The 21,276-nt window shown below is 67.9% G+C and carries 24 protein-coding genes; 22 read left to right on the top strand and 2 right to left on the bottom strand.

Annotated features, from left to right (window positions below; all coding sequences use genetic code 11):
* Nucleotides 1-15 precede the first annotated feature (15 nt).
* The gene (locus RMCN_RS16925) at nucleotides 16-270 is read left to right on the top strand and encodes a hypothetical protein (RefSeq protein ID WP_067391427.1); all 255 of its coding nucleotides are present in this window, start codon (nucleotides 16-18) and stop codon (nucleotides 268-270) included.
* Nucleotides 271-392: 122 nt separating this feature from the next.
* Nucleotides 393-1,652: a hypothetical protein gene (locus tag RMCN_RS16920; protein WP_067391424.1), complete on the top strand. Its 1,260-nt coding sequence runs from the start codon at nucleotides 393-395 to the stop codon at nucleotides 1,650-1,652.
* Between the two features lie 8 nt (nucleotides 1,653-1,660).
* Here the strand turns inward: RMCN_RS16920 and RMCN_RS16915 are convergent, their stop codons facing one another.
* Both RMCN_RS16915 and RMCN_RS16910 read right to left on the bottom strand, forming a co-directional pair.
* A complete protein-coding gene (locus RMCN_RS16915; protein ID WP_067391421.1) occupies nucleotides 1,661-2,608 on the bottom strand; it encodes a hypothetical protein in 948 nt (315 codons plus the stop codon).
* A gap of 153 nt (nucleotides 2,609-2,761) precedes the next feature.
* Entirely contained in the window at nucleotides 2,762-7,453 is a 4,692-nt protein-coding gene (locus tag RMCN_RS16910) for a DUF8437 domain-containing protein (protein ID WP_067391417.1), read from the bottom strand.
* A 302-nt stretch (nucleotides 7,454-7,755) separates the two neighbouring features.
* On the opposite strand from RMCN_RS16910, the gene RMCN_RS16905 reads away from it, so the two are divergent.
* The 20 genes from RMCN_RS16905 to RMCN_RS16810 all read left to right on the top strand — a co-directional run bounded on the left by RMCN_RS16905 (nucleotide 7,756) and on the right by RMCN_RS16810 (nucleotide 21,275).
* Nucleotides 7,756-8,046: a hypothetical protein gene (locus tag RMCN_RS16905; protein ID WP_067391414.1), complete on the top strand. Its 291-nt coding sequence runs from the start codon at nucleotides 7,756-7,758 to the stop codon at nucleotides 8,044-8,046.
* A gap of 17 nt (nucleotides 8,047-8,063) precedes the next feature.
* On the top strand, nucleotides 8,064-9,875 hold the full coding sequence (locus RMCN_RS16900) for a hypothetical protein (protein ID WP_067391411.1): 1,812 nt from the start codon (nucleotides 8,064-8,066) through the stop codon (nucleotides 9,873-9,875).
* Between the two features lie 293 nt (nucleotides 9,876-10,168).
* Nucleotides 10,169-10,627 carry a hypothetical protein gene (locus RMCN_RS16895; protein WP_131808562.1) on the top strand — a complete coding sequence of 153 codons (459 nt, stop codon included), beginning with the start codon at nucleotides 10,169-10,171 and terminating at the stop codon, nucleotides 10,625-10,627.
* Nucleotides 10,628-10,734: 107 nt separating this feature from the next.
* Nucleotides 10,735-10,947, top strand: coding sequence for a hypothetical protein (locus RMCN_RS16890; protein WP_067391405.1), 213 nt, complete (start codon nucleotides 10,735-10,737; stop codon nucleotides 10,945-10,947).
* Between the two features lie 128 nt (nucleotides 10,948-11,075).
* Nucleotides 11,076-11,453: a hypothetical protein gene (locus tag RMCN_RS16885; protein ID WP_131705485.1), complete on the top strand. Its 378-nt coding sequence runs from the start codon at nucleotides 11,076-11,078 to the stop codon at nucleotides 11,451-11,453.
* A gap of 118 nt (nucleotides 11,454-11,571) precedes the next feature.
* The gene (locus RMCN_RS16880; RefSeq protein WP_067391402.1) at nucleotides 11,572-12,207 is read left to right on the top strand and encodes a hypothetical protein; all 636 of its coding nucleotides are present in this window, start codon (nucleotides 11,572-11,574) and stop codon (nucleotides 12,205-12,207) included.
* 146 nt (nucleotides 12,208-12,353) lie between these two features.
* Complete coding sequence (locus RMCN_RS16875) at nucleotides 12,354-12,614, top strand: hypothetical protein (RefSeq protein WP_067391400.1); 261 nt, start codon at nucleotides 12,354-12,356, stop codon at nucleotides 12,612-12,614.
* Nucleotides 12,615-12,734: 120 nt separating this feature from the next.
* On the top strand, nucleotides 12,735-13,064 hold the full coding sequence (locus tag RMCN_RS16870) for a hypothetical protein (RefSeq protein ID WP_067391397.1): 330 nt from the start codon (nucleotides 12,735-12,737) through the stop codon (nucleotides 13,062-13,064).
* Nucleotides 13,065-13,198: 134 nt separating this feature from the next.
* Nucleotides 13,199-14,299 carry an AAA family ATPase gene (locus tag RMCN_RS16865; RefSeq protein WP_308206343.1) on the top strand — a complete coding sequence of 367 codons (1,101 nt, stop codon included), beginning with the start codon at nucleotides 13,199-13,201 and terminating at the stop codon, nucleotides 14,297-14,299.
* Entirely contained in the window at nucleotides 14,296-15,576 is a 1,281-nt protein-coding gene (locus tag RMCN_RS16860; RefSeq protein WP_067391391.1) for a vWA domain-containing protein, read from the top strand. Before RMCN_RS16865 ends, RMCN_RS16860 begins: the two co-directional genes overlap by 4 nt.
* 122 nt (nucleotides 15,577-15,698) lie before the next feature.
* On the top strand, nucleotides 15,699-15,884 hold the full coding sequence (locus RMCN_RS16855; protein ID WP_067391388.1) for a hypothetical protein: 186 nt from the start codon (nucleotides 15,699-15,701) through the stop codon (nucleotides 15,882-15,884).
* Nucleotides 15,881-17,044 (top strand): hypothetical protein, encoded by a 1,164-nt coding sequence (locus RMCN_RS16850; RefSeq protein ID WP_067391385.1) that lies wholly within the window; start codon nucleotides 15,881-15,883, stop codon nucleotides 17,042-17,044. Before RMCN_RS16855 ends, RMCN_RS16850 begins: the two co-directional genes overlap by 4 nt.
* 4 nt (nucleotides 17,045-17,048) lie before the next feature.
* A complete protein-coding gene (locus RMCN_RS16845; RefSeq protein WP_067391382.1) occupies nucleotides 17,049-18,374 on the top strand; it encodes an AAA family ATPase in 1,326 nt (441 codons plus the stop codon).
* A gap of 206 nt (nucleotides 18,375-18,580) precedes the next feature.
* Nucleotides 18,581-18,832, top strand: a complete 252-nt coding sequence (locus tag RMCN_RS16840; protein WP_067391379.1) for a hypothetical protein — start codon at nucleotides 18,581-18,583, stop codon at nucleotides 18,830-18,832.
* Entirely contained in the window at nucleotides 18,832-19,053 is a 222-nt protein-coding gene (locus RMCN_RS16835; protein ID WP_067391376.1) for a hypothetical protein, read from the top strand. The genes RMCN_RS16840 and RMCN_RS16835 overlap by 1 nt, the downstream gene beginning before the upstream one ends.
* The gene (locus RMCN_RS16830) at nucleotides 19,050-19,601 is read left to right on the top strand and encodes a hypothetical protein (protein WP_067391373.1); all 552 of its coding nucleotides are present in this window, start codon (nucleotides 19,050-19,052) and stop codon (nucleotides 19,599-19,601) included. The genes RMCN_RS16835 and RMCN_RS16830 overlap by 4 nt, the downstream gene beginning before the upstream one ends.
* Before the next feature lie 66 nt (nucleotides 19,602-19,667).
* A complete protein-coding gene (locus RMCN_RS16825; RefSeq protein WP_067391370.1) occupies nucleotides 19,668-19,997 on the top strand; it encodes a hypothetical protein in 330 nt (109 codons plus the stop codon).
* A gap of 102 nt (nucleotides 19,998-20,099) precedes the next feature.
* The gene (locus RMCN_RS16820) at nucleotides 20,100-20,405 is read left to right on the top strand and encodes a hypothetical protein (RefSeq protein WP_067391367.1); all 306 of its coding nucleotides are present in this window, start codon (nucleotides 20,100-20,102) and stop codon (nucleotides 20,403-20,405) included.
* Nucleotides 20,402-20,917: a DUF6884 domain-containing protein gene (locus tag RMCN_RS16815; protein WP_067391364.1), complete on the top strand. Its 516-nt coding sequence runs from the start codon at nucleotides 20,402-20,404 to the stop codon at nucleotides 20,915-20,917. The genes RMCN_RS16820 and RMCN_RS16815 overlap by 4 nt, the downstream gene beginning before the upstream one ends.
* A 76-nt stretch (nucleotides 20,918-20,993) precedes the next feature.
* Nucleotides 20,994-21,275, top strand: a complete 282-nt coding sequence (locus RMCN_RS16810) for a hypothetical protein (RefSeq protein ID WP_131808561.1) — start codon at nucleotides 20,994-20,996, stop codon at nucleotides 21,273-21,275.
* The last annotated feature ends 1 nt before the right edge of the window (nucleotide 21,276 follow it).

Raw genomic sequence — 21,276 nt, 5'->3', positions numbered from 1 at the left:
GGACGAAGGGACACCGTGGCCAAAAAGCTCACGATCAAACTGCCTGACCCGGGCCTGCCCGCGGATCACCACCGCGACGATCAGGTGGTGTTCTACCACGGGCAACACGGAGAGTTCCTCGTCAACGGAAAGGTGGCGGACCCCCCGGTGCGCACGCCCATCACAGACGAGCGCGGCAACAGCTACACCGTGAAGGAACTGCGTGATCTGGCTGCCGCGGCGTTAGCAGTAGTCGATCTCGCAATGTCAATTGGGCATCAGGCCACGTGAGCATGGCCCGGACGCAGGCCGTAGGTTGTGCGGCATCGCCAGGCGGTGCGCGATACGGCCTGCGGTGTTAGCCGTCAAGCGCGTGACTTGACGTCCTCGCTCGCTGACGCCAGCATTCCTCTATGGATGCCCTGTCGTTCGTCGAGAACTTTTATGACGGGGATGCACTGGAAGTAGGTAATCGCCTGCTCCGTGACTTTCAGCCAGAGGGGTCGACTCAACCTCCCAAGTGGTGGTGCGTTGACGAGTTCTTTCATCAGTGGCGTGAAGCCAAACAGTCTGGCAGTTACCGGTGGGAACCGGCTATGGATCTGGAGGGGCGGTCGGCTCTACGACCGCTCTATTTGGGACTGGGCGCTCAACGAGTAATCGAAATCGAGGGCAGCGAACACAACACAGCTGAAGAACTGGTGCCGCAGTTTGCCATGAGTAAGTCTCTCGGGCGCCCACTAATATGGGACGACCGAGAGGCGCTCGGTGAGTTGAAAGCGCTGCTGCTGTACGCGCATTCAGTTGTCGTGATCGACCCAGTGCAAGACTTCATTGACCACTACATCGAGAAGCGGCTACCTAATGGGTTAGGTCAGCAGAACGACACGCTCGCACTGCTTTATTCGCTTCGTGAGGGTATCGCTCTAGAGAAGGTGAGCAACCGCGAACGCCAACTCCTGCTGATCGCCTTCGCGAGGCTCATGTTGTTTCTCGGCCACATGGCGCCCTTCATCCGCGCTGGGCTCGTGGAGGTAATCGACAGGCCGCCGTTAGCTTCATTAGGCGAGGTGCGTGAGGCACTGGCCGGAGATTCGAAGCGGCGCACTGAGAACCTGCCTCGGCATGAACTGCGCGCTGAGTTGATCCTCCGCGTCCTGCAAGCGGAACAGTGGGTCGATGGCTACGCCCCGTACGGGCGCGAGCTGGAACTCATTACTGGATCGCTGACGCGGGGCGATCACAACGCCGTCCGACTTCGACAACTGGCGAATCTTGAGCTACCGAACTTGTACACGTTGTCGATCGGACAAATGCGCGCTGTGCGCGAGCGCGACGAATTCGCCTCTTGGAGAAGGACCCTGCGTGAGGCATTGGAATTGCTGGACGCGAACGATCTCGGGTCGGCAAACGAGATTGTCGGCGAGGCGGCCCGCGGCCTGAGATTTTCCTGGTCGGACAGGCTCCCCGGCCCCGCCTTGGGCTTCGGCGTGACCAGCCTTCTCAGCGCTGCTGCGCACATACCGATCGGCTGGCCCTCAGCCGTCGGTATCACAGGGGGATTGTTGGTGGACCAGGTTCGACAGAACGCGTCCTCGCGCCCCTTGCGGCGTCACGTCCTGGCGCTCAAAGGGGTGACTAAGAAGGCGAGCCCTCTGCGACGCGACTCTTGAATGCTGCTCTAGCGGCGCCACACGTGAACGCGGTCGGTCTTCAGTGGAGCATCGTCTGGGCCCTTGACGTACGGGGCGATCCACTTCGGCCGGCGGTCGGCGTGATTGGGCCCGCAGGCCTGCTGGCGCCAGTGGCCACCCACCCACCACCGGTGCCGGTATTTGCGGTCAGGCGATGATCCGTCGGGTTCGCGCGGCGGGCTCATCGGCCGGCGCAACTCGATGATGCTCACCCGGTCCGGGCTCGGCGAGTCCGCGACCGGCTCTTCAGAGCGGTTCCGCGGCGGGTCGTCGAAGACACGGGTGGCAGTGACGGTGGGCTGACCCATCAGCAGCCAGGCCGCGCCGATGACGCTGACCAACGGGGACGCGTCAGCGGCGCCCGCGACCTCCGCGGTACGCGGGGCCAACGGCTGCACCATCAGGGTTGGGTTGGTCGCCCACAGTGGCGAGGACACCTCGTAGGGGGCGATCAGCGCGGGGTTCTTGGCCAGGCGCGACAGCGGCTGGAGCTGAAGTACTCCGTCAGGTCGAGACCACCACCACAGGCCGTCCCAGGGAACCTCGGTGGGGTCCGTTGAGCTCAGCGCATTCCACGGGACGCTGCCGGCCGGCTTGGCCCAGCACAGCACTCCTGTGGGAGCGGGGGCGGCGATCGCGGGCGTCCACTCGGGAAGGGAGTCGGCGGCGTCGAGCGCGACGTCCACCATGTCGCGGGAAACCCAGTACAGCTCCGCGCCGCGGATCGCGTCGGCCTCTGTGCTCATCTGGCTCAGCGACTCGGCCAGCTTGGCCTGCAGCCGCTGCAGCCGCCGGGCGCCCTCGCCGGAGGCGTCGGAAGGCTCGGCCAGCGCTGCGGACTGGCGTTCGACGAGGGTGTCCAGGGCGTTGCACCACTGGCGGCGCATATCGGGCACGCAGTTCGGCGCCCACGGAAGACTCTTGCGCTTCACCATGGCGTGTCTCCATGCGCCCACACCGGCCGCCTCACAGCAGGGAGCGTAACCGGTATTGAGCGCGCTCAGGCTCGGGGACGTGGCATCGGTGCAGGTCCATAGCTGTGGCGAGGGTGGTGTGGGGCTGCGCGGTCGCAGCCCCACACCACGGGGTCAGGCGGCCTGTTCGCCGCGCGGGCCGGTCTCGGCGTCGAGGATCTCGGCCTTGATGGTGGTGCTGACCTCGGCCAGCTCGACCTCGGCGGCGACCAGTTCGGCCGGGGCAGACAAGTCTGTGCCGGCGGCCGCCGCGCGGGACTGCGCGGCACGATCGCGTGCATCCTGCGCCCGGGCCGCGGTGGTGGCGGCCTCGTCGGCCGCGCCGTCGAGCCACCCGGTGATCACCTGGTGAGACCACGCGGCGACGGCATCGGCTCCGCGGCGGCGCACCTTGGCGGGCAGCATCAGCGTCCACAGCGTCCGGTAGCCGAAGCTCACCTGCAGGTGCTGGTCGCCGTGCTCGGAGACGATCTCCACCAGCAGCGGGCCGCTGTACCAGCGGGCGCGGTGACCGTTGCCGCTCACCGCGGCCTCGGCGCAGCGCGACAGGTCCAGGGTGGCCAGCTGCGGGCGGTACTCGATCAGCTCGTCGAGGCGTTCTGCACGCGACTGCAGAGCGTCCGCGCGGCGCTCGGCTTCGGTGGCGGCGTGCAGTGCGGCGTTGACGTTCTGTCGTGCGGTCATGTGCGTGAGGCGCAGCTTGCGGACGGTGACCTGCAGCTCGTGCTGGCGCAGCAGCAGCGAGTTGCCGGCGGCCGCGGCTTTCAGCTCCCCGAAGCTCAAGGTGCCGTCCCCGCCCAGGTCCTCGATCTCGCGCACCTCGCTATCGGCGCGGTAGAGCTGTTCGAAGCCGCGGCTCTTACGCTCGGCGAGCTGGAACATGTAGGCGTCGAAAGAGCCCTGCACCGCGTAGCAGTAGATGTCGATGTCGCCGTGCAGGTTGCCGGTGCGCACACCGCGGCCGTTGCGCTGATCCCAGTCCCGAGCTGTCCACGTGGGGTCCACGTGGTGAAGGGCGACCATGCGGTTCTGAATGTTTGTGCCCACACCGACTTTCGGCGTCGATCCGAACAGCACTGAGACACGGCCGTCGCGGCATGCGGCGAACAGCGCTTCGCGCGCTTTCGAGCTGGTCGCCTCATGGATGAACCGGATCCGGTCGGCCGGGACACCTCGGGCAATCAGGCCGTCGCGGATCCTGCCGTAGCTCTGCGCATCGCCAGGATGCGGTGTGCCCAGGTCGCATAGGACGAGCTGAAACGCGCCCGGCTCAGATGAATTCGGGTACACCGCATCTCGGGTGCGGTGATAGATCGCCGCGACGTTCTCGGCGACGGCCTCTAGTTTCGGGGCCGCCTCGGCGAACCCGACCAGGTTGGGATCCAGCGCCACCTTGCGGCCGTCCCCGCAGATCGCCAGCATGTTGTCCGCATCCGGCTGGACGCGGCGGGCCCGCAGATCGTCGGCACGCTTGACCAGGGTGGTCATGAAGGCGCGAGTGTTGTCCGTGGGCTGCACGACGATGGTGTGCTGGTGCGGTGTCGGCAGCTTGAGGTCGGTCATCGAGCTGCGCACCATCGACATGAACGCTCCGATTTGGGTGCGGAGTTCTGGCACGTTCTGGATCACGACCGGGCGGCGGCGGCTGCGGAAGCCTGAGCCGTCCGGGCTGACCTCCACGAGGGTTTCGTAGCGGACGAACTGCGCCGCCCAGGCGTCGAAGTGGCCCAGTCCCGAGTCTGTAAGGCGGTCAGGGTCACAGAACCGTTGCCACACATACGCTTCGGCGAGCGTGTTGGTGTAGGGGGTGCCGGTGAACAGGCTCGCATGCGGGCGAGAAGGATTGGCGCGGCGCAGCATCGACAGCTTCAGAAGCAGGTCGGTGGCGCGTTTGGAGGCGCCCATGCTGAACCCTTCCGCGCGCGTGGTGATCGGGAGCCGGCGAAACCGGTCTGCCTCGTCGACAGCCAGGTAGTCGATGCCGAGCATGTCGAAGGTGATCGCGTCGTCGTCAGTGGCGACATCGCGCAGTCGCTCGATGCGGCCCTCCAGCGAGCGCACGGCCGCGGCGATGCGCTTACCGTTGTTGCCCTGGCTGCGCTTGTAGTCCTCCAGCTCGGCGAGCTGGTCGTCGAGCCATTCACGTTCCACCTCGGCCGGGACCGGCATGGACGCGAACGTCTCGTGGGTCATGATCACCATGTCCCAGTCGCCGGTGGCGCAGCGGGCGGCGAACAACCGCCGGCCGTATCGGGTCAGGTCCTCGCGAGTGACCACCAGAATCTTGCCCGCCGGGGCGGTCTGCAGGGCCTCTCTCTGGGCTTGTTCGATGAGGTGGTTGGGCACGATGTAGAGCGGACGGTTGGCAATCCCGAACTGCCGCAACGTCATGCACAACGCGATCGCGGTACGTGTCTTGCCCAAACCCACGGAATGGGCAGCGAACGCGGCGGGGATGGACAGGGCGCGGTCGACGAAATCGCGCTGCCAGGACCACAACTGCAGATCATCGGCCAGGGCGGGGAAGGTCAGGTACGAGCCGTCATCGCGGCGCAGTACATGGGAGTTCATCGCCTGGTTGTAGCGATCGAGAAGGCGCTGTTCCCGTTGCGGCGACTCCCACACCCACAGTGAGAAACGCTGCCCGATGGCCGTCAGTGCCGCCTGGGCGGCCTCGGTCTCGTCGGCGTTGCGCACCCGACGGGTCGTGCGGGCCGCAGGGTCGTACACCTCGTCATAGACAGTGGGGGAGGTGCTGTTCAAGCCTGCCTGCAGTAGGTCGAAGGCAGACTTGCGGGTCGTGGTGTAGGTGATCTTGGCGTCGGGGGAGATGTTGTGGGCGTTGCCCTCGACCTCCCAGGCTGCCAGCGGAGCGATGTGGTGGACCCTGACCCAGGATGCGCCGAACACCTCGCGGCAGAAGTCCTCGATGTCACCTGCGGCCACCCACGGGGAGCCCAGCTCGATGCGCACCTCATCGCGGCCCAGCCAGCGCGGCTGAACCTGTTGCAGCGCCGACACATTGCGTTCGTAGGACGCGTCGGTTGCTGCGGCCGCAAGGGCGTCTTGCAACTTGGTCCGGACGTCGCCGCACAGGTAGTCGCGGGCGGTGTGCACCCGGCCAGTGGCCGGATCGCGGTAGGCCAGGTCGCCGAGGGCGGCGAACGCGGCCTCGGCCGTGGGCAGCCCCAGGAGGTCGGCAATCCGGGTCAGGTCCAAGCCGCGGCCCTCACCGAGGGAGACGGCCATGGCCTCCCCGGCGCTGTCGGCCTTAGTCGCCGGAATGGGGCGCCGGTTGACTCGCCGCTGCAGGATGGCTGCCGGCGCGGCGTCCCCGGTCTCCTGATCGAATCGCTCCAGCGCGAACACCAAAGCGGAGTCCGGGTCGCCCCGGAACCCCGACATGGGCGGCACGCGCCAGCTCAGCTTGGGCAGGCCGGTGTCGGGGTCGGTCTTGCCCTCGACCAGCGTGCCGCGGTTGAGCGCGCCGAAGCGCTCGACGTAGGACAGGTAGGACTCACGGCAGAGGGCGCGCAGCGGGTCCAGCGCCGAGTCGGGCGTGTCCCAGTTGGCTTCTGCGGTAACAAGGTCGACCGTGGCGTCGCGCAGCGCGACCAGCGCGTGCAGTTCCTTGCTCGGCCGCGTGACGGGCTGCAGCTGGCCGTCCACGACGCGAGCCATCGTGCCGTCGACGAGATGAAACGAGCCTTCCTTGCGTCCGTCGGCGTCGGTGAGCGTGACGTCGGTGAAGTGGTGGCCGGCCGCGGCGCTGGTCGGATAGGGCAGCAGGAGGCGGCGCGCAGCGGCGAAGGCGGCGGCGACTGCGGTGTGCGGGTCGTCGGCGTCGACGGTGACCGGGTTCTGATGAAACCCGGTCAGTCGCATCGTGCCGGCGACGAGTTCAGGATGGTCTGACCAGAACCCGCCTACTCGAGCGGAGTCCGTGCGGCCATGCCGGTCGGGGCTGCTCAGGTGAAGGTGGGGCGTTCGGGTGTCCCAACCCTGCCGCGGCTCGTCGGCGCCGCGGACCCGCAGCACCAGGACGTCGGCGACCACATCGGTGCCCTCGGCGGCGAAATAGCCGGCGGGCAAGCGGATAGCCGCCAGCAGATCGGCGTGCGAGCGCACCGAGTAGGACAGACCGCTGGCCGCATCCAAGGTGTGCCGCGAGGTCACCATGACCACGTAACCGCCCGGTCGTACTGCGCGCACGGCGCGCACCAGGAAGTACTCGTGCAGGGGACCGTAGAACGCGATCGCCGAATCGGAGACGTTGGCCGCCGAGAACGGGACATTGCCCACTGCGGCGTCAAAGCGGTTGGCGGACAGAGACACCTGCTGTAGCCGCTGGTTGAGGATCGTCGCCTCAGGGTGCAACACGGCTGCGATGCGAGCGGCGACCGGATCCACCTCGACGCCGGTGTAGGGGATGGGCAGTGCAGTAGGGGCGTGGCTCAGGAAGCGGCCGTTGCCGCACCCGAGGTCCAGGACGTCTCCGCCTCGGAAGCCTGCGTGCTGCAGCAGCGCGTAGATGTGGCCGATCAGCGCCGGTGGGGTGTAGAACGACGTGTCCACCACACGTGCGGCAGCTTTCATCGCCGCCGGATCCGCATCGTCGAGTTCGTCGGCCAACGCCGCCCACGAGTTGGCGGGCTGGGGATCGAACAGCGGGGCTGCTGCGCCCCAGCCGGGGAACTGCTCCAGGTGGGCGCGTTGTTCAGCGGCGGGGGTGGCGCCGTGGCGCAGAGTCTTCAAGACCTGCACGGCCTGGACTGCGGCGCGGGCGGCGGAAAGAGTGGGAGCCATCGGGGCACCTTTCGGTTCGGTGACCAGCCCCTCAAGGCCGGCCGTTTCTCAGCGCCAGAACATGTTCCGGCGTTCGTTGGGCACTGTAGCGGCGGGCTCTGACAACTTGGGTCGGCCGCGCTCGGTGCCGCGCGACACCCAACCTATCACTCAGGTATCGCGACTGTAATACCTGAGGGGTGATAGGCTGCGAGGCGAATACAGACGCACCGTCGAACAACCCAGGGGGAACCGCTGATGAGCACCGCGCCACAGGAGCTGAGCGGCCGTCTGGCGGGTGCGGCGGTGGCAGCGTGAGCGCCATGGACTACGACGGCGGTTTCGCCGAGGGGCGTCGCGAGGAGCGTCGCCGCTACATAGAGCGCCGCGCGGCACGCACAGCGGTTCCGGGTCGCGCCAAGAACGTCAAGAAGCCGTGGAGCGTCGACGAGGCCAAGACCGCCCTCAACCTGAACCTGACCGTGCCGGAAGCAGCGTTGAAGGTCGGCCGTACCGCCAGCGCAGTGGAATCGCTGCGGCTGCGGTGGCGTCAGGGCCGCCTGCCGGACGTCTTGGCCATGCACATCCCTCCGCCGCGCAAAGACCAGCGCTGAACAGAACGGGGAACCTCATGATCTACCGACTGACCGTTGGCGGCCGCACGTACCGCATCGACGCCGACGACGAGACTAGCGACATTCTGCAGTGGTACATCGAAACCAAGGGCACGCCCGAGGACCTCGCAGGCCTGTCTCGGCAGCAGGTGGTGGCCCGGCTGGGTCGCAGCGCCCTTCCGACCGACTTCCCTGCCTCCGACATGACGATCGGAGACAAGAGCCGCGAAAACGGTTTCTGGAGAGGATGGTTCGAATCCACCGTCCGCGACTATGAAGAGCAAGTCCTCGACACCGCCGTCGAGGCCGAGAGCGCCGGCCAGGAGCAGGCCGCCACCAGCGACGACGGCACGTCCCCCTGGACACCCAAGACCCGGCAGTGGACCGACACCCCAATCGTCGCCGACGGCCGCGTTGCCATCGTCACCAGCAGAGGCATCGTCAAGCCCTCAGGCGTGGTCGTGGCCGGCCCCATGCCTGGCGGTGACGCGCTGCACAAGTTCCTCGTGTGGAACTGGGGCCCCAAGCCAAAAGAACAGCCGCAGGTGTGGTTCACCTACGAAGCGCTCATCGGGCTCGGCGTTCCCATGGACAACCTGCCCGACGATCTCGCCGGCCTAGTCGCCAAGACATTCCAGTGTGAAGTCACGTGGAACCAATCGGGTTGGTTCACATGCCGTTTCGAGGACCACGACGGTACGAAGCGCAAAGCGCAGATCGTGCTCGCGCCGCTGCTGTACCTGGACCCGCCCCCGCAACGTCCCGGTGACATGGGAGTAGCCGGGATCGAGGGGACACCCACCGAACTGCCCGAGGAGGAGACCGAGGCCGTCAAGATCCTCGCCGACCGCATCGCATGGCTCGCCGGCATCGGCGATGCCGGGCTCGTACCCGCCTCGCGGTGGGCCACCGTCGGAGCGCAGCTGCTCGACCGCAAACGGCAATCAGGACGCACCAAAGCGATCGACGCCTGCCCGCTGCCCACCGAAGTGACCGTCGAAGCCGGCGCAGACCTGGAACCCACGCTCCCGGTGAAGTGGGACAACCGCCCGCACCGCGGCCGCGAAGACGCCGTAGACGTCCAGGTGGACCAACGCGCGGCCTACCTCGCCTCCGCAGGCCAGGTCGAACTCGGCTTCGGCAAGCCCAAGGAACTGCACCAGATCAAGGTCGACGTGTTCCACGAACAGCGCCCCCCGTTCGGCCTGTGGCGGCTCAATCTCCCCCCGGCCGAGCAGATGGACGGACTCACCACGAAATTGCCGCTGCCGCACCCGAGCATGCACTGGAAAGAGCCCACCACCTTGTGGGTCACCACCCGCAGCATCCAGCACCTCACCGCACCAGTGGAATCCGGCGGCGCCGGCCTGGCCGTCGAAGAACTCGACATCGACACCGCCTGGGTGTGGCCGGAGCAGTCCCGACTGCTCCGTGGATGGGCTGATGCCCTACGCAGCAAGCTCCAGGAGGCCCGCGAGGCCGAACGCCTGGACTACCAGCAGATGATCAAAGCCATCTACACCACCTACCTGGGACGCATGGCCAGCGACAAGTGGCCCCCCTATCAGCGCGAGCATCAGCAACCCGCCTGGTACGCCGCGATCCGCGCCGACACCCGGTTCCGGGCACTGCGCTACGCCGCCGGCATCGCCACCCAGCATGGCCTCTATCCGATCGCCGCCGAACTCGACGCATGGATCTACCGGGTGCCCGCCGGGACCGATCCGATGGTGCTCGACGAGAAGTCCACTGCCAACGGCAAATACCGCATCAAATGGACCAGCGCCGACAGAGCAGCGGACACCGCAGCCGAAGGCGCGGACCAGTGAAGAAAGGCCGCTTCGCCAGCTCGTCACCGACGCCGCCACCCACGCCGTCGTCCCCGGCCGGTCCAACCACCCCGCCGCCGAGCGGCGGCCCAGGGCCCCAACAGTCGGCCGGCAAGGGATTCGGCGCTGCAGTGCGCGCGCTCGTCGAACGAAAGTTCCGCGAGCTGAGCAAAACGCAACGCTGGCAGGGTGTCTCAGAAGCCAAACGCCGAGCCGAAGCGCGCCGACGCGGTACCGAGGAGATGCGCAAGCGCCTTGAACGCGAAACTGGGAAGCGACCAGCGTCGAGCACAGTGACCCGTAACGCGTCGAAGGGCAAGACCCCGCAGGGGGCAGACCAACAGCGCCTCGACCGCCAGGCCGCGATCGACCGTGCCGGCGGCCTCAAGCAGTTCGCGTCCAAGGCCAAGATCAGCTCCCACCAGGCGCGCCGGTGGCGCGACTCCGGAGGGCCCATCCACACCTCGGAGACCGTCGTCGTCGACTTCAACGTCACCGGGGATCTGCAGCACGGGCAGCGCAGCGAGAACGAACCGGAGACCCTCGACGTCGACAAGCAGCTCGTCGACAAACTGACCCTCGACGGATCCGCCGCTGACGACTTCATCGAGGCCTACGCCGCCGACGACATCGACACCCAGAAAGAGATCCTCGGCGAACAAATCGCCCAGCAGATCCTGACCGACTGGAACGGCGAGATCACCCGCATCTACACCGTGCGCACCATCATCACCCTGAGCATCGGCGACTGATCGGCCGCGGTCCTGTCGGTGCCCCCGACTAGAGTCGACGCCATCACCAGTTCCACCATTCGGCCAGACACGCGTGTCAGGTCACCTATCGAAAAAGGATGTCTCCCATGAGCACAACACGTACAGAACCCACCCAGACCGCCGTCGCCGGCGATGCCCTCGCCCTGGGGTCGACGCCGATCCAACCGGAACCGAACGGCACGATCTGGGTCGACTTCGGAGACGGCGGATCGGCACGCTGGGCGGGGCTAAGCATGGCGACCATCGACCAGGTGTGCGCACACCTGGAGACCGTCAAGAAGCCCGACACCCTGACCTGAGGACGCCCGACCGTACAGTCTCGACGCCCAGTACAGTGAGCCACGAAGAATCCGCCGCCAAGGCGCCCCACAACAGCAACCGGCCGGGTATGCGTACCCAGTCCCACAACCCCGATGGGAACCACCACATGCAGCTCACAGAGGACGAGATCGCGATCCGCGTCGGCCTGCCCGGGCCCGTCATCGCCGAACTCCTCCAGCCCGCCAACAGCACCGCATCCACACGCTGCTTCGCCGACAGCGACGTTCTGCGCGCCCAGGTCGCCGCGCTCATGCTGGCCTACGGAGTGCGCTGGCAATGGGTCCAGACCGCCATGCGCGAGTCACCGACCCATCCCGACGCCCTGCACGCCGCGCTGGACTATTGGACCCGCGTCGCGCCCACCCCCATGAATCCCCGGCACTGGCCGTTCGCCGCCACCGCGCTGGCGACCGCACTGATGGTCCTGGCGCTGCTGACCGGCATCATCCTCGGCCTGCACCTGAGCCCGCAAGGATTGCTATGACCATCAACGGACACCCTGCCCGCACGCGGGGACATGCCATCGACGCAGCTAGTCCCCACCCCCGAAGCGCAACCCGGCCTTGCCGGGACGACCCACCCATACCGAAGGAGCCTCGATCATGACCGACAGCCGCGTGTACACGCCGGCCCAGCCCTGGTACCCGCCGGCGACGCCCGTGGAGTTCCCCGAGGGCCGCCTCACCCCAGCCTGGGTGGGCAAGGTTGCCAAATCCAAGCACGGCGACATCGTGATCCGCTCCCACCTCGTGCCTCGGCACCCCCAGGACAAGCGCTACATGGGCGCCTTCCGAACGTTTTGGCGCGCACTGGCATTCGCCGACCGCAGAGGTGTCTACGCGATGCTGGAACGGTGGCTGGCCGACGCCGATGCCGAACTGGCCGGAACCGGGCTCAGCGACGACGACGCCGGCGTCCTGCGCCGCTTCCGCGGGGACGTCGACGGTGCTCTCAACCGGCTTCGGCGCGCTGACGACGAACCCATGGCGTGGGCGGGTGCGGAGTTCTCCAAGTACGCACCCGAAGAACGCGTCATGCTCGAAGCGCTCATAGGGGCCATCACCCTGCATCGCGCCGGCGACCTGTCCGACGACGAGCTGTACAGCATCCTGGGCAGCCTCGACGTCGACCCCGCCGACCGCGACACCGGCATCACGAAGGCGGCCCTGGCCAAGATCCGCACCGCGGCCCAGACCGGCGAAGCCCTCGAACTGGAGTCCACCTACCGCCGCTCCTGACGGCTCCCCACCCTCATCGCGGCCGGCTGCGCCCACCGGACGTGTCAGTGGTCGTTGATAGCGTTGTCGTGTAACGCCGGATGCACCGTCCGACAACGCAAACGGCCAACCCCGTGGGGTCGGTCACCAACGAAAGGGCCACCTTAATGGCTGACACGAGCACCCACTACGACACCGACGACTGCCTGGACGGCCCCGAACAGTGCAGCGGGGACGTGTTCCCGCGGCCTGCGCTGTCGGGCAGCGGTGAGCACTACACCCGGTGCGACCACCACTGGGAGGTCTACTACGAGCGCACCGCACCGAAGATGGACGCGATCCGCGCTCGTTACCCCGAGACGGCGCCGCCGGACTTCGACCCCCTCGCGGCAGGTGAAAGGTGGTCGGAGGACGACCCGTGGCCGTGACGCCCGACCAGCTTGTCGGTGCCCACCGGTAGAATCAGATGTAACGCGAATCGCGCAGCGCGATAACCCAATCGGCCCCACCTGAGGGTGGAGCCACCGAACCCCGAAGGGGCGATGACAATGAACGACACCTTGGGATCTGCACGCTTCGTCGGCCCGGCCGCCGGGGTCGTCCACGACGGCCAGCAGGTCGTCGAATGGTTCGGTGACGCCGGGCTGTACGTCCTGGACCCGCCGCTGCGCGGCTACCGCACCGTCGTCGCGTCCACGCTGGAGCGTGCGCCGCGCATCGCCGCCTCCGGCGGTGCCGAATACGGTGTCGAGACGTTCCTGTGGGGCGTCACCGGAGAGGACCTCCAGCGCGGGTTCGACGCCGACGAACTGCCCGGCAGCGGTTGGGGCAACACCTTGGCCGACGCCCTGGCAGAGGCGGGCTACACACTGGCCTGAGGGCAACCTCGGCGCGACCTGTCAGTACCCCCCAATAGAGTTCCTCCCGTAGGGCAAACCACCTGTCCTGCACCACCAAACGGCCATCCCCGCGGGGGCGGTCACCAACTGAAAGGGCCACTGCAATGGCTGACATGAACACCACCGTGACCGTGATCGACGCGTGCGGCATGGCGAAAGTCCCGGCGCTGCTGCTGAGCCGACCCGGCAAGGGCAAATCCAGCCTGATCCGCGGCCTCGCTGCCGCACAGACGATCCCCTGCGAGGTCGTCCTGGGTTCCCAGTACGAACCCGCCGAAATTGGCGGGCTGCCCTACCTGGACCCCAACGGCAGCGGCGTCCAGCGGGAAGCCCCGGCGTGGGCCAAACGGCTCGTCGAAGCCGGTGCGGGCATCGTCTTCCTCGACGAGCTGACCACGGTGCCCGAGAGCGTCCAGGGGCCGATGCTGACTGTCGTCCTCGATCGCGTCGTCGGTGACCTCCAGCTGCCCGATGACGTCCGCGTGGTCGCCGGCGCGAACCCTCCCGACCAGGCCGCAGGAGGCTACGACCTCGCCCCGCCGATGGCGAACCGGTTCTGCCACATCAGCTATGAGCCGACCGTGGACGACTGGCTGCACGGCATGAGCACCCGGTGGCGGACCCTGCCGCTGTCGCGCGCAGTCGTCGCCAGCACCGAACGGATTTCGGCGACAGTCTCAGCGGTCATGGGCTTCATCCACCATCGCCCCGATCTGCTCGACAAGTTCCCGCAGTCCCCGGAGGAACGGGGCCGCGCCTACCCCTCGGAGCGCAGCTGGGACATGCTCGCCCGAGCGCTGGCCTACGTGCGCGCCGACGACCAGCCCGCGATCCAAACGCTCGCAATGGGTTTGGTCGGGGAAGGGGCTGGCATGGAGTTCGTGCAGTGGTTGCAGCACGCCGACCTGCCCGACCCCGAGGCCGTCACCGCAGACCCGTCGCTGGTCGACTGGGCTCACGAGCGCCCCGACCGGGTATGGGCGGTTCTCAACGGCGTGGTAACCCTGGCCGCTGAGCGCGGCACGGTCGAGGCGTTCCGCAAGGCGTGGAAGCCCCTCGGTGCGGCCTCGGACGCGGGTGTGAAGGACTTCGCCGCCGCCGCGGCGCGCACCCTGGCGACGTTCCGGCCGGCCAACGCGCGCATCCCTGCCGAGATGCGCAAGTTCGAAGCGCTACTCAAGAGCGCCGGGTTGCTCAGTGAGGACGCAGCATGAGCAACGCGGCCGTGAGCACCCAGGCCCGCCCGCTCACCACTGAGGAACGCGAGGCGTTCCGGGTGGTGCGCCTGGTGGCGTTCCAACAGATGCCCTACTACGCCGCCGGATTGTTCAGCCTCATCCCGGTGGCCGTCCCCGGCTACGGCACGTGGGCGGTGGACCGTTGGTGGCGGCTGTATCTCGACCCCGAACTGCTAGTGGGGGAGAGCGCGTGGACGGTGCGTGAAGCCGGAGGTGTGCTGTGCCACGAACTCAACCATCTGCTGCGCGTGCACGCTGAGAGGGCGTCGGGGCTGCCGCAGCCCTACCGGCACGATGTGTGGAATCTCGCCGCTGACGCCGAGATCAACGACGACCTGCTCGACGCTGGTGTGGAGCTGCCAGAAGGGGTGGTCACACCCGCAGCGCTCGGCTGCGCGGACCACGGCTTGGCCGAGGACTACTACGAGCACCTGATCAACGACCAGGACAACCCCGACGACCCGGACGACACCGCCTCCGCCGAGGACGGAGAACCGGGCTGCGGGTCCGGAGCGGGCCTCGCCCCGGTGCCCGGGGAGCTGCCCCCGAGCCACGCCGTCGACGGGCAGAACGGGGTCGACGAGGCGACCGGCGGGTTGATCCGCCGGCAGATCGCCGAGGCGGTCCGCGAATCTGCCGGGACAGGCCGGGGAACCGTGCCCGCCGGGCTGCAACGGTGGGCCGACGGGGTGCTCACCCCACCCAAGGTGCCCTGGCACCGGGTACTGCGGTCAGTGACGAGACAAGCCGTCGTCGAAGCCGCCGGCCGGGTGCAGTTCACCTACACCCGTCCGTCCCGCCGGCAGAGCCCCGGCCTGATCCTGCCGTCCATGCGCGGCCCCAAGGTGCGCGTCGCCATCGTGCTCGACACCTCGGCGTCCATGACGAACGCGGACCTGCTCGCAGGTATGTCGGAGATCCGCGGCGTGCTCAAGTCGACGGGCATCAGCGGCGATCGGCTCACGCTGCTCACGTGCGATGCCGCCAACGGAACGCCGCAACGGATCAGCCGCGTGGAAAACGCGGTGCTCACCGGCGGGGGAGGGACCGACATGCGGGTAGGTATCGCTGCCGCCGACGCCCTGCGCCCACCGCCGCACGTGACCATCGTCGTCTCCGACGGGGATACCCCGTGGCCCGACCGCCCACCCCGCTCGAAGCTGGTCTGCGTCATCGTGGGAAACGAGCACGCCGCCACGCGCACACCAGGTTTCGCGCTGACGGCCACAGTGCCCAGTGGAGCTGGCTCCTAGCGGTCGCGTCGGACTTGTCGGTGGGTCGCGCTACAGTTCTGGTGTAGCGCGGCCCCCCGGGCCGCCCAGAGACGGCCAGGCTTGCGAGCCCGGTCACCGAGCCCCGATAGGCGGTACCCACCATGGCTGAGAACAGCGATCATCCCAGCGGCGCACTGCACGCCTACGCCCACCAGGTGCTGGCCGGCACCGGCCTGACCGAAACCGACGTCTACGCCACCCCCACCGACGACGAGGGATCAGCAGCACACGCATTGCAGCACGGATGGGAGCTGGCGCGACGCGCTGCCAAGGTGGCCGCTCAATGACCGTCGAGTTCTACGACCTCGCGCAACGCCTCGCAGCCGAGAAGGCCGGAAAGCCCGTCCTGCGGGTCGCTCAAGCACTCTTCACGCTGACCCCCGCCGCAGTGTTCGTCGAAGCACACACCACCGAAAAAGGCGCTATCCGAGCCACTCTCACGCCTCCGGTCGGTGCGCCTACCACCGTCACCGGCAGTGCCGTCTTGCCTGCCCTGGCCCGAGCAGGCGCACAGATGGACCCCACGCAGCCGCCCGCCCAGCTCGTCATGGCGGACGGGGCCACCCTGGCCGTGCTGGCATCCGTGGCACGCACCCACCACAAAGACGCCGACCCGAGCGTTCGCGCGGCGTCCGCAGTCATCGGATGGTGGGTCGACAGGGCGGGCTATCCGGGCACCAACGCCGTCATCAACCTGCTGGCGCACAGCCGCCAGCGGTTCATCACCGGCGCGCCGCCGGAAGCCGAACGCCACGCCGCGCACTGGCGATCCGCACTGGCGGTGACCGGCCTGCGGCAGTGGGCTCAGCGCGTGGGCGCTGGGGTCCCACTCGACGCGCTGACCCCGATCCGGGAGGACGACGCCTACACCTTCACCGCGGCGTGCAAGCGATTCGACAAGGGCTACAGCTGGACCGCGCCCGAGCCACCGCCGGTCGCGGCCATGGGGCTGCGCGCCCGCTGCGACACCGCCGACCTATGGGAGGCGGCGCTGTTGTCGGATCGGCTCTGGCGACACCGGGCCGTGCATACCGGACACGTGACCGGCGGGGAGGTCGTTGCGACAACCAAGGCCACCTTCACCGTCCGCTGTCGCCGCCTGGACGCCCGGCTACGCAGCGGATCAGACGTCCTCGGATGGTCCGGCGGGCTGGACTCCTACGACCGCTCCACCCACTTCTACGGCGACGTCCACGAGGCGACGGCACACAAGGGTGCCCTGCTGCTCACCGTCGCACGGGTAGCCGCAGAACAGCGCCCATCGACCGGGCAATGGGTCTCGCTGATGCCCGCACCCCCCAACCCCCGCACCGTCAGCATGGGCCGATCCAAGTACCGGCGGTTGCAGTTCCGCGCCGACTCGTGGATCGCTTCGGGCAAAACCCCCGGTCTACGCCGCCGCGATGTTCCCCTCGACGTCCTCTGTGCCGCAGCAGAAACGGAGTAAGACCATGCGAATCCTCAAGCCACGCAACACCAACACCGCGCAGGATGGTGGCGACAACGCGGCCACCGCGCCCGCCGCCGCACCGAAACCGAAGCCCCTTCCCAAGCCAGTCGCCTGGCCGGGGATGGAACTGCTCAACGACCCGATCAGCGCCCAGGTGCTCATGTCGGTCTGGAGCGCAGATCTCGTGGTCAACGTTCCCAGCCCACCAGGGGCGGGCAAGACCCGACTGACCGTGCTGCTGGCTGCGGCGCTGTCACACCGTGCCGGCTTGCGGGTCGGTATCGCCGCCCAGACCCGCGCCCAGGCCATCGACATCGCACGGCGACTGTCTGCGGTCTGCGAGCACCCCAAGATCGGATTACTTTGGGGCCGAGGCAATATCAAACCTGACGCCCACGGATGCCCCGTCCTCGACGGGGCTACCAAGATGTGGCCCAACAGCGGAGGGGCGGTCCGGGTCGCCACCAAGGCGCGGTGGCTGTTCTCCGAGCCGTCCAAAACCAAGGCCGACGTCTTGATCGTCGACGAGGCATACCAGTGCACCTACGCCGATCTCGGTGCGCTCGGATCCATGGCCGCACAGGTGGTTTGCGTCGGAGACCCCGGCCAAATCGACCCCGTGGTCACCGGTGACACCGCGCGGTGGGCCGACTCGCCCACCGGCCCGCATGTGCCAGCCCCGCACGCACTCGCCGCCGCCCACCCAAAGGTCGTCAACACCGTCGCGCTGCCCTACACATGGCGGCTGGGGCCGGACACCACCGCGCTCGTGCAGACGGCGTTCTACCCCGACCTGCCGTTCACCTCACGACGACCCCCCGAACACATCACCGTCAACGGCCAGCCGCTGCCAGAACTGACGCACCGGGCCATCACCGTCGCCAACGGCAGCACCGACACCGCGCTGATCGCGGCGGCGGTGACGCGGGTCCGGACGCTGCTCGACGGCGCGCAAGTCTGCACCGCCGAAGGGACACGCCCGCTCACCGAGGACGACCTGGCCATCGTGGTGCCTCACGTGCCGCAGGCCGCGGCGGTGCGCGCCATGCTGGCCGACTACCCGGGACTGCTCTGCGGTACCGCAGACGCTCTGCAGGGCCTCGAACGACCCGCGGTCGTCGCCGTCCACCCGATGGCCGGTAAACGCGTCGCCGACGAGTTCTCCCTGACAACGGGGCGGCTGTGCGTGATGCTGTCTCGCCATCGCAGCCACCTGTCGCTTCTGGTGGACGAGCAGACCCACACCGTGCTGCACCAAGCCGACTCCGAGGCCGCCGCCGCCGCAGCCACCGTCCTCGACCGGCTGGTCGCGACCGAAGAAATCTGACCGCGCGGCGACGGAATCGCGCCCCGGCGGCGGTACTTCCGCGGTATGGACGCCAAAGACCCCTACCAAGACCGACCGCCCAGCCCGCCACCCGAAATTGTCAGTGCCCCGCGATACACTGAACGCAGCGACTCACACAGAGAACGCACACCAACCGGCCAGGCCCGCGGGCCCGGTCACAGAGCCCCCGAAGGGTGACACCACCGATGTATTACGTTGACGGCGAGGCCTTTCCCCTCGAAATGCTCTCCGCGGACGAAGCCCGCACCGTTCTGCAGGACCTGCACGCACAGGCCGCCGCGAACACCCCCCAGGACCGCGCCCTGACCGCCCAGATCGACGAAGTGACCGCGTGGCTGGACACCCTCGCCGCCGAAGAAGCCGCCAACCTTGCAGTCGAGGCCGCCGCCGATCACGCCGCCGACCTCTACACCGACCAGCTCGCCGGGATCTACTGATGACCACCGCGCCAGCCACCGAGAGCGCCGACACCGACACCGACGACATCTGCTGCGACCCCTACGAAGAGGGCTGCACCGCATCGCTGACAGACGGCGAGGGATGGAACGGAGCATGCGGAAACTGCGCCGACCGCCAATACGCCGAGGAGGAAGGCCAGTGGTGGCTCGACGAGGACGACACCAACGTCCCGCCGGCCAGTGGGGAGAGCACGCGATGACCGTCGCCCTCCACGAGATGCCGGCCGCCCTGGCCGCACGGCCACACGACCCGCGCCGCGGCATCCCCATCCCGTTCGTCAACGAAACCGACGATGGAGGTGTCGATTTCGCGGCCATCCAAGCGAGCCGAGTGTTGCAGTGCGCTCGCGAGCGGCTGTGCGGCTCCTGTGGACAGCCCCTGGGGTGGTGGGTCGCGTTCCTAGGAGGACCCGAATCAGCCAGCCAGCGAGCGTATCTCGACCCCGGGATGCACCCTGACTGCGCAATTTCGGCGCTGAGCCTCTGCCCTCACATCGCGCGCCGGCAACACCGCCGCGCCCCCGAACACCGGCTCGCCGCCGACGTCATCACCCCCGACACCATGACCGACACCAAGCCCCAGCGCTGGGTGCTGGGAATCTGCCGCGACTACGACGCCACGATCATGGCCGCGCGCACCCCGCAAGCGCACGTGCTGTTCCTGCCGCGGCCCTTCAAACGCACCCGCACCTGGAGCTACACACCCGAAGGACGACTCACCGAACAGACCCCCGCGCCGCCTCGCTGACCAGCACGGACGACAGGTCCCCGCACCCGGCCCGACAACGACCCGCTCAAAGAAGGAGAAGACAACATGCGCGCACTCCGCATCAGCGCCGACGGATGGTGGCAGACCATCGACATCGACCCCGCGCCGGCGAACCAAACCCAGACCGACACCCTCGATCTGCGACACAACATCGCCCTCTGGTACAGCGCCGACGACACCGCCGGCGCCGAACCCAACATGGCCGCCATGACCCTGCTCACCGGCGTCACCGAACTCGAACCCCACACCCTGCCGATGATCTACGGAGAGGCCATCGTCGTCGGAGTCCACCCCGCCACCGGGACCCCGACCCCGATGACCGATCAGCAGTACCACGCCATCAGCTACGCCCTGCTGGCCTCGCTCGCCGCCTAAGGAACCCACCCAAAAGCACACCGACAGAGGCGCTTCAAACCCTCACATGCCACACGGCCGGTCCTGAGGGGCCGGTCACCAAGCCCGACCCGGGAGCCCGCTATGCCGATCGACGACCGCTTCTACACCCCAGTGCAAGACCCCGACAGCACCGAGATGACATGGGCGACGTCGCTGGGAGAGTTCCAGTTGGCTGACCGAGTGGCTCTGCGACCCGAGTCGCAATGGCACAACGCCGGCGAGCGCACCGGCATGGTCGTCGGTGTACCCGGCGGGTGGGTCCGGGTGCTCCTGGCCACCTCCGGCCGCAAAGTCAAGATCCGCTGCTGGGACCTCGCCGTCGTCGCCATCCCCATTCGGTGCCGCGCAGTCACCATGGCGATCATCGAATCCAAGGACTTCCGTTGACCGAGCACGTGCTGATCCTTCTGGCCTGCGGCGCAACCAAACTCGATCATCCTGCGCCCGCCGAATCCCTCTACTGCAGCAGCCACTTCGCGCTCATGCTGGCCGCTGCCCGCAGCGAAGCAGCCGACACGATGCGCGTCTGCGGCGGCACCGCCAGCGTCGCCATCCTCTCAGCGCTACACGGGCTCGTCGACCCCATGACCGTCCTGAAGCCCTACAACCTCAAGATGGGCCAACCCGGGTCGGTCACCGCCACGCAGCTCGCCGCCCAACTCGCCAGCACACCACCGGACGAGATCGTCGCCATGCTGCCGTCCGCCTATCTGCGGGTCCTCACCGAAGCCGTCACAACACTCAACGAGGCGGGCCTGGCCGACATCACCGTACTCAACGCCTTCGAATCCGCACCCGGTATCGGCTATCAACGCGGCGTCGCCGCATCACTGCTGCGCACCGCAGGACGAATCGGCAGTGCAACACCGCAGGATCAGAATGTCACTGCCAGACAGTAGAATTGAAGAGCACCCAGGACATGGGTGCATCACCGGCCTGGCCTGCTGGCCCGGTCACCAACCCCGAAGGGATGCCATGACCTCTACTAACCAAGACGCCGCGCCCAGCGTGACCATGCGCACCGTGCTCGTCACATGGACCGAGATTTCTCAGCACACAGCACGCGTGCAGGTGCCCGTCGACGCCGACACCGACGAGCTGGACCTGGAGAACCGCCTCGCCGAACTCGACAACGACGGCTTCCAAGGACTGGAACGCGAGATCCAATCCGTCGTCACCGTCGAGCACGATCCCGACGCCGAAGTCCTCGTACCGCCCGACGAAGCGACGTCCCGGCGCGCCAGGCTGCGGCCCTGAC

Origin of the sequence: Mycolicibacterium novocastrense (assembly GCF_001570485.1) — a bacterium.
Lineage (GTDB): Bacteria > Actinomycetota > Actinomycetes > Mycobacteriales > Mycobacteriaceae > Mycobacterium > Mycobacterium novocastrense.
This window is presented reverse-complemented; position numbering and strand designations above follow the sequence as displayed.

What these genes read in the sequence shown, in the direction of transcription:
- RMCN_RS16920 (WP_067391424.1), top strand. Translation starts at nt 393, where the DNA reads ATGGATGCCCTGTCGTTCGTCGAGAACTTTTATGACGGGGATGCACTG.
- RMCN_RS16915 (WP_067391421.1), bottom strand. Translation starts at nt 2,608, where the DNA reads ATGGTGAAGCGCAAGAGTCTTCCGTGGGCGCCGAACTGCGTGCCCGAT.
- RMCN_RS16910 (WP_067391417.1), bottom strand. Translation starts at nt 7,453, where the DNA reads ATGGCTCCCACTCTTTCCGCCGCCCGCGCCGCAGTCCAGGCCGTGCAG.
- RMCN_RS16905 (WP_067391414.1), top strand. Translation starts at nt 7,756, where the DNA reads ATGGACTACGACGGCGGTTTCGCCGAGGGGCGTCGCGAGGAGCGTCGC.
- RMCN_RS16900 (WP_067391411.1), top strand. Translation starts at nt 8,064, where the DNA reads ATGATCTACCGACTGACCGTTGGCGGCCGCACGTACCGCATCGACGCC.
- RMCN_RS16890 (WP_067391405.1), top strand. Translation starts at nt 10,735, where the DNA reads ATGAGCACAACACGTACAGAACCCACCCAGACCGCCGTCGCCGGCGAT.
- RMCN_RS16885 (WP_131705485.1), top strand. Translation starts at nt 11,076, where the DNA reads ATGCAGCTCACAGAGGACGAGATCGCGATCCGCGTCGGCCTGCCCGGG.
- RMCN_RS16880 (WP_067391402.1), top strand. Translation starts at nt 11,572, where the DNA reads ATGACCGACAGCCGCGTGTACACGCCGGCCCAGCCCTGGTACCCGCCG.
- RMCN_RS16875 (WP_067391400.1), top strand. Translation starts at nt 12,354, where the DNA reads ATGGCTGACACGAGCACCCACTACGACACCGACGACTGCCTGGACGGC.
- RMCN_RS16870 (WP_067391397.1), top strand. Translation starts at nt 12,735, where the DNA reads ATGAACGACACCTTGGGATCTGCACGCTTCGTCGGCCCGGCCGCCGGG.
- RMCN_RS16865 (WP_308206343.1), top strand. Translation starts at nt 13,199, where the DNA reads ATGAACACCACCGTGACCGTGATCGACGCGTGCGGCATGGCGAAAGTC.
- RMCN_RS16860 (WP_067391391.1), top strand. Translation starts at nt 14,296, where the DNA reads ATGAGCAACGCGGCCGTGAGCACCCAGGCCCGCCCGCTCACCACTGAG.
- RMCN_RS16855 (WP_067391388.1), top strand. Translation starts at nt 15,699, where the DNA reads ATGGCTGAGAACAGCGATCATCCCAGCGGCGCACTGCACGCCTACGCC.
- RMCN_RS16850 (WP_067391385.1), top strand. Translation starts at nt 15,881, where the DNA reads ATGACCGTCGAGTTCTACGACCTCGCGCAACGCCTCGCAGCCGAGAAG.
- RMCN_RS16845 (WP_067391382.1), top strand. Translation starts at nt 17,049, where the DNA reads ATGCGAATCCTCAAGCCACGCAACACCAACACCGCGCAGGATGGTGGC.
- RMCN_RS16840 (WP_067391379.1), top strand. Translation starts at nt 18,581, where the DNA reads ATGTATTACGTTGACGGCGAGGCCTTTCCCCTCGAAATGCTCTCCGCG.
- RMCN_RS16835 (WP_067391376.1), top strand. Translation starts at nt 18,832, where the DNA reads ATGACCACCGCGCCAGCCACCGAGAGCGCCGACACCGACACCGACGAC.
- RMCN_RS16830 (WP_067391373.1), top strand. Translation starts at nt 19,050, where the DNA reads ATGACCGTCGCCCTCCACGAGATGCCGGCCGCCCTGGCCGCACGGCCA.
- RMCN_RS16825 (WP_067391370.1), top strand. Translation starts at nt 19,668, where the DNA reads ATGCGCGCACTCCGCATCAGCGCCGACGGATGGTGGCAGACCATCGAC.
- RMCN_RS16820 (WP_067391367.1), top strand. Translation starts at nt 20,100, where the DNA reads ATGCCGATCGACGACCGCTTCTACACCCCAGTGCAAGACCCCGACAGC.
- RMCN_RS16810 (WP_131808561.1), top strand. Translation starts at nt 20,994, where the DNA reads ATGACCTCTACTAACCAAGACGCCGCGCCCAGCGTGACCATGCGCACC.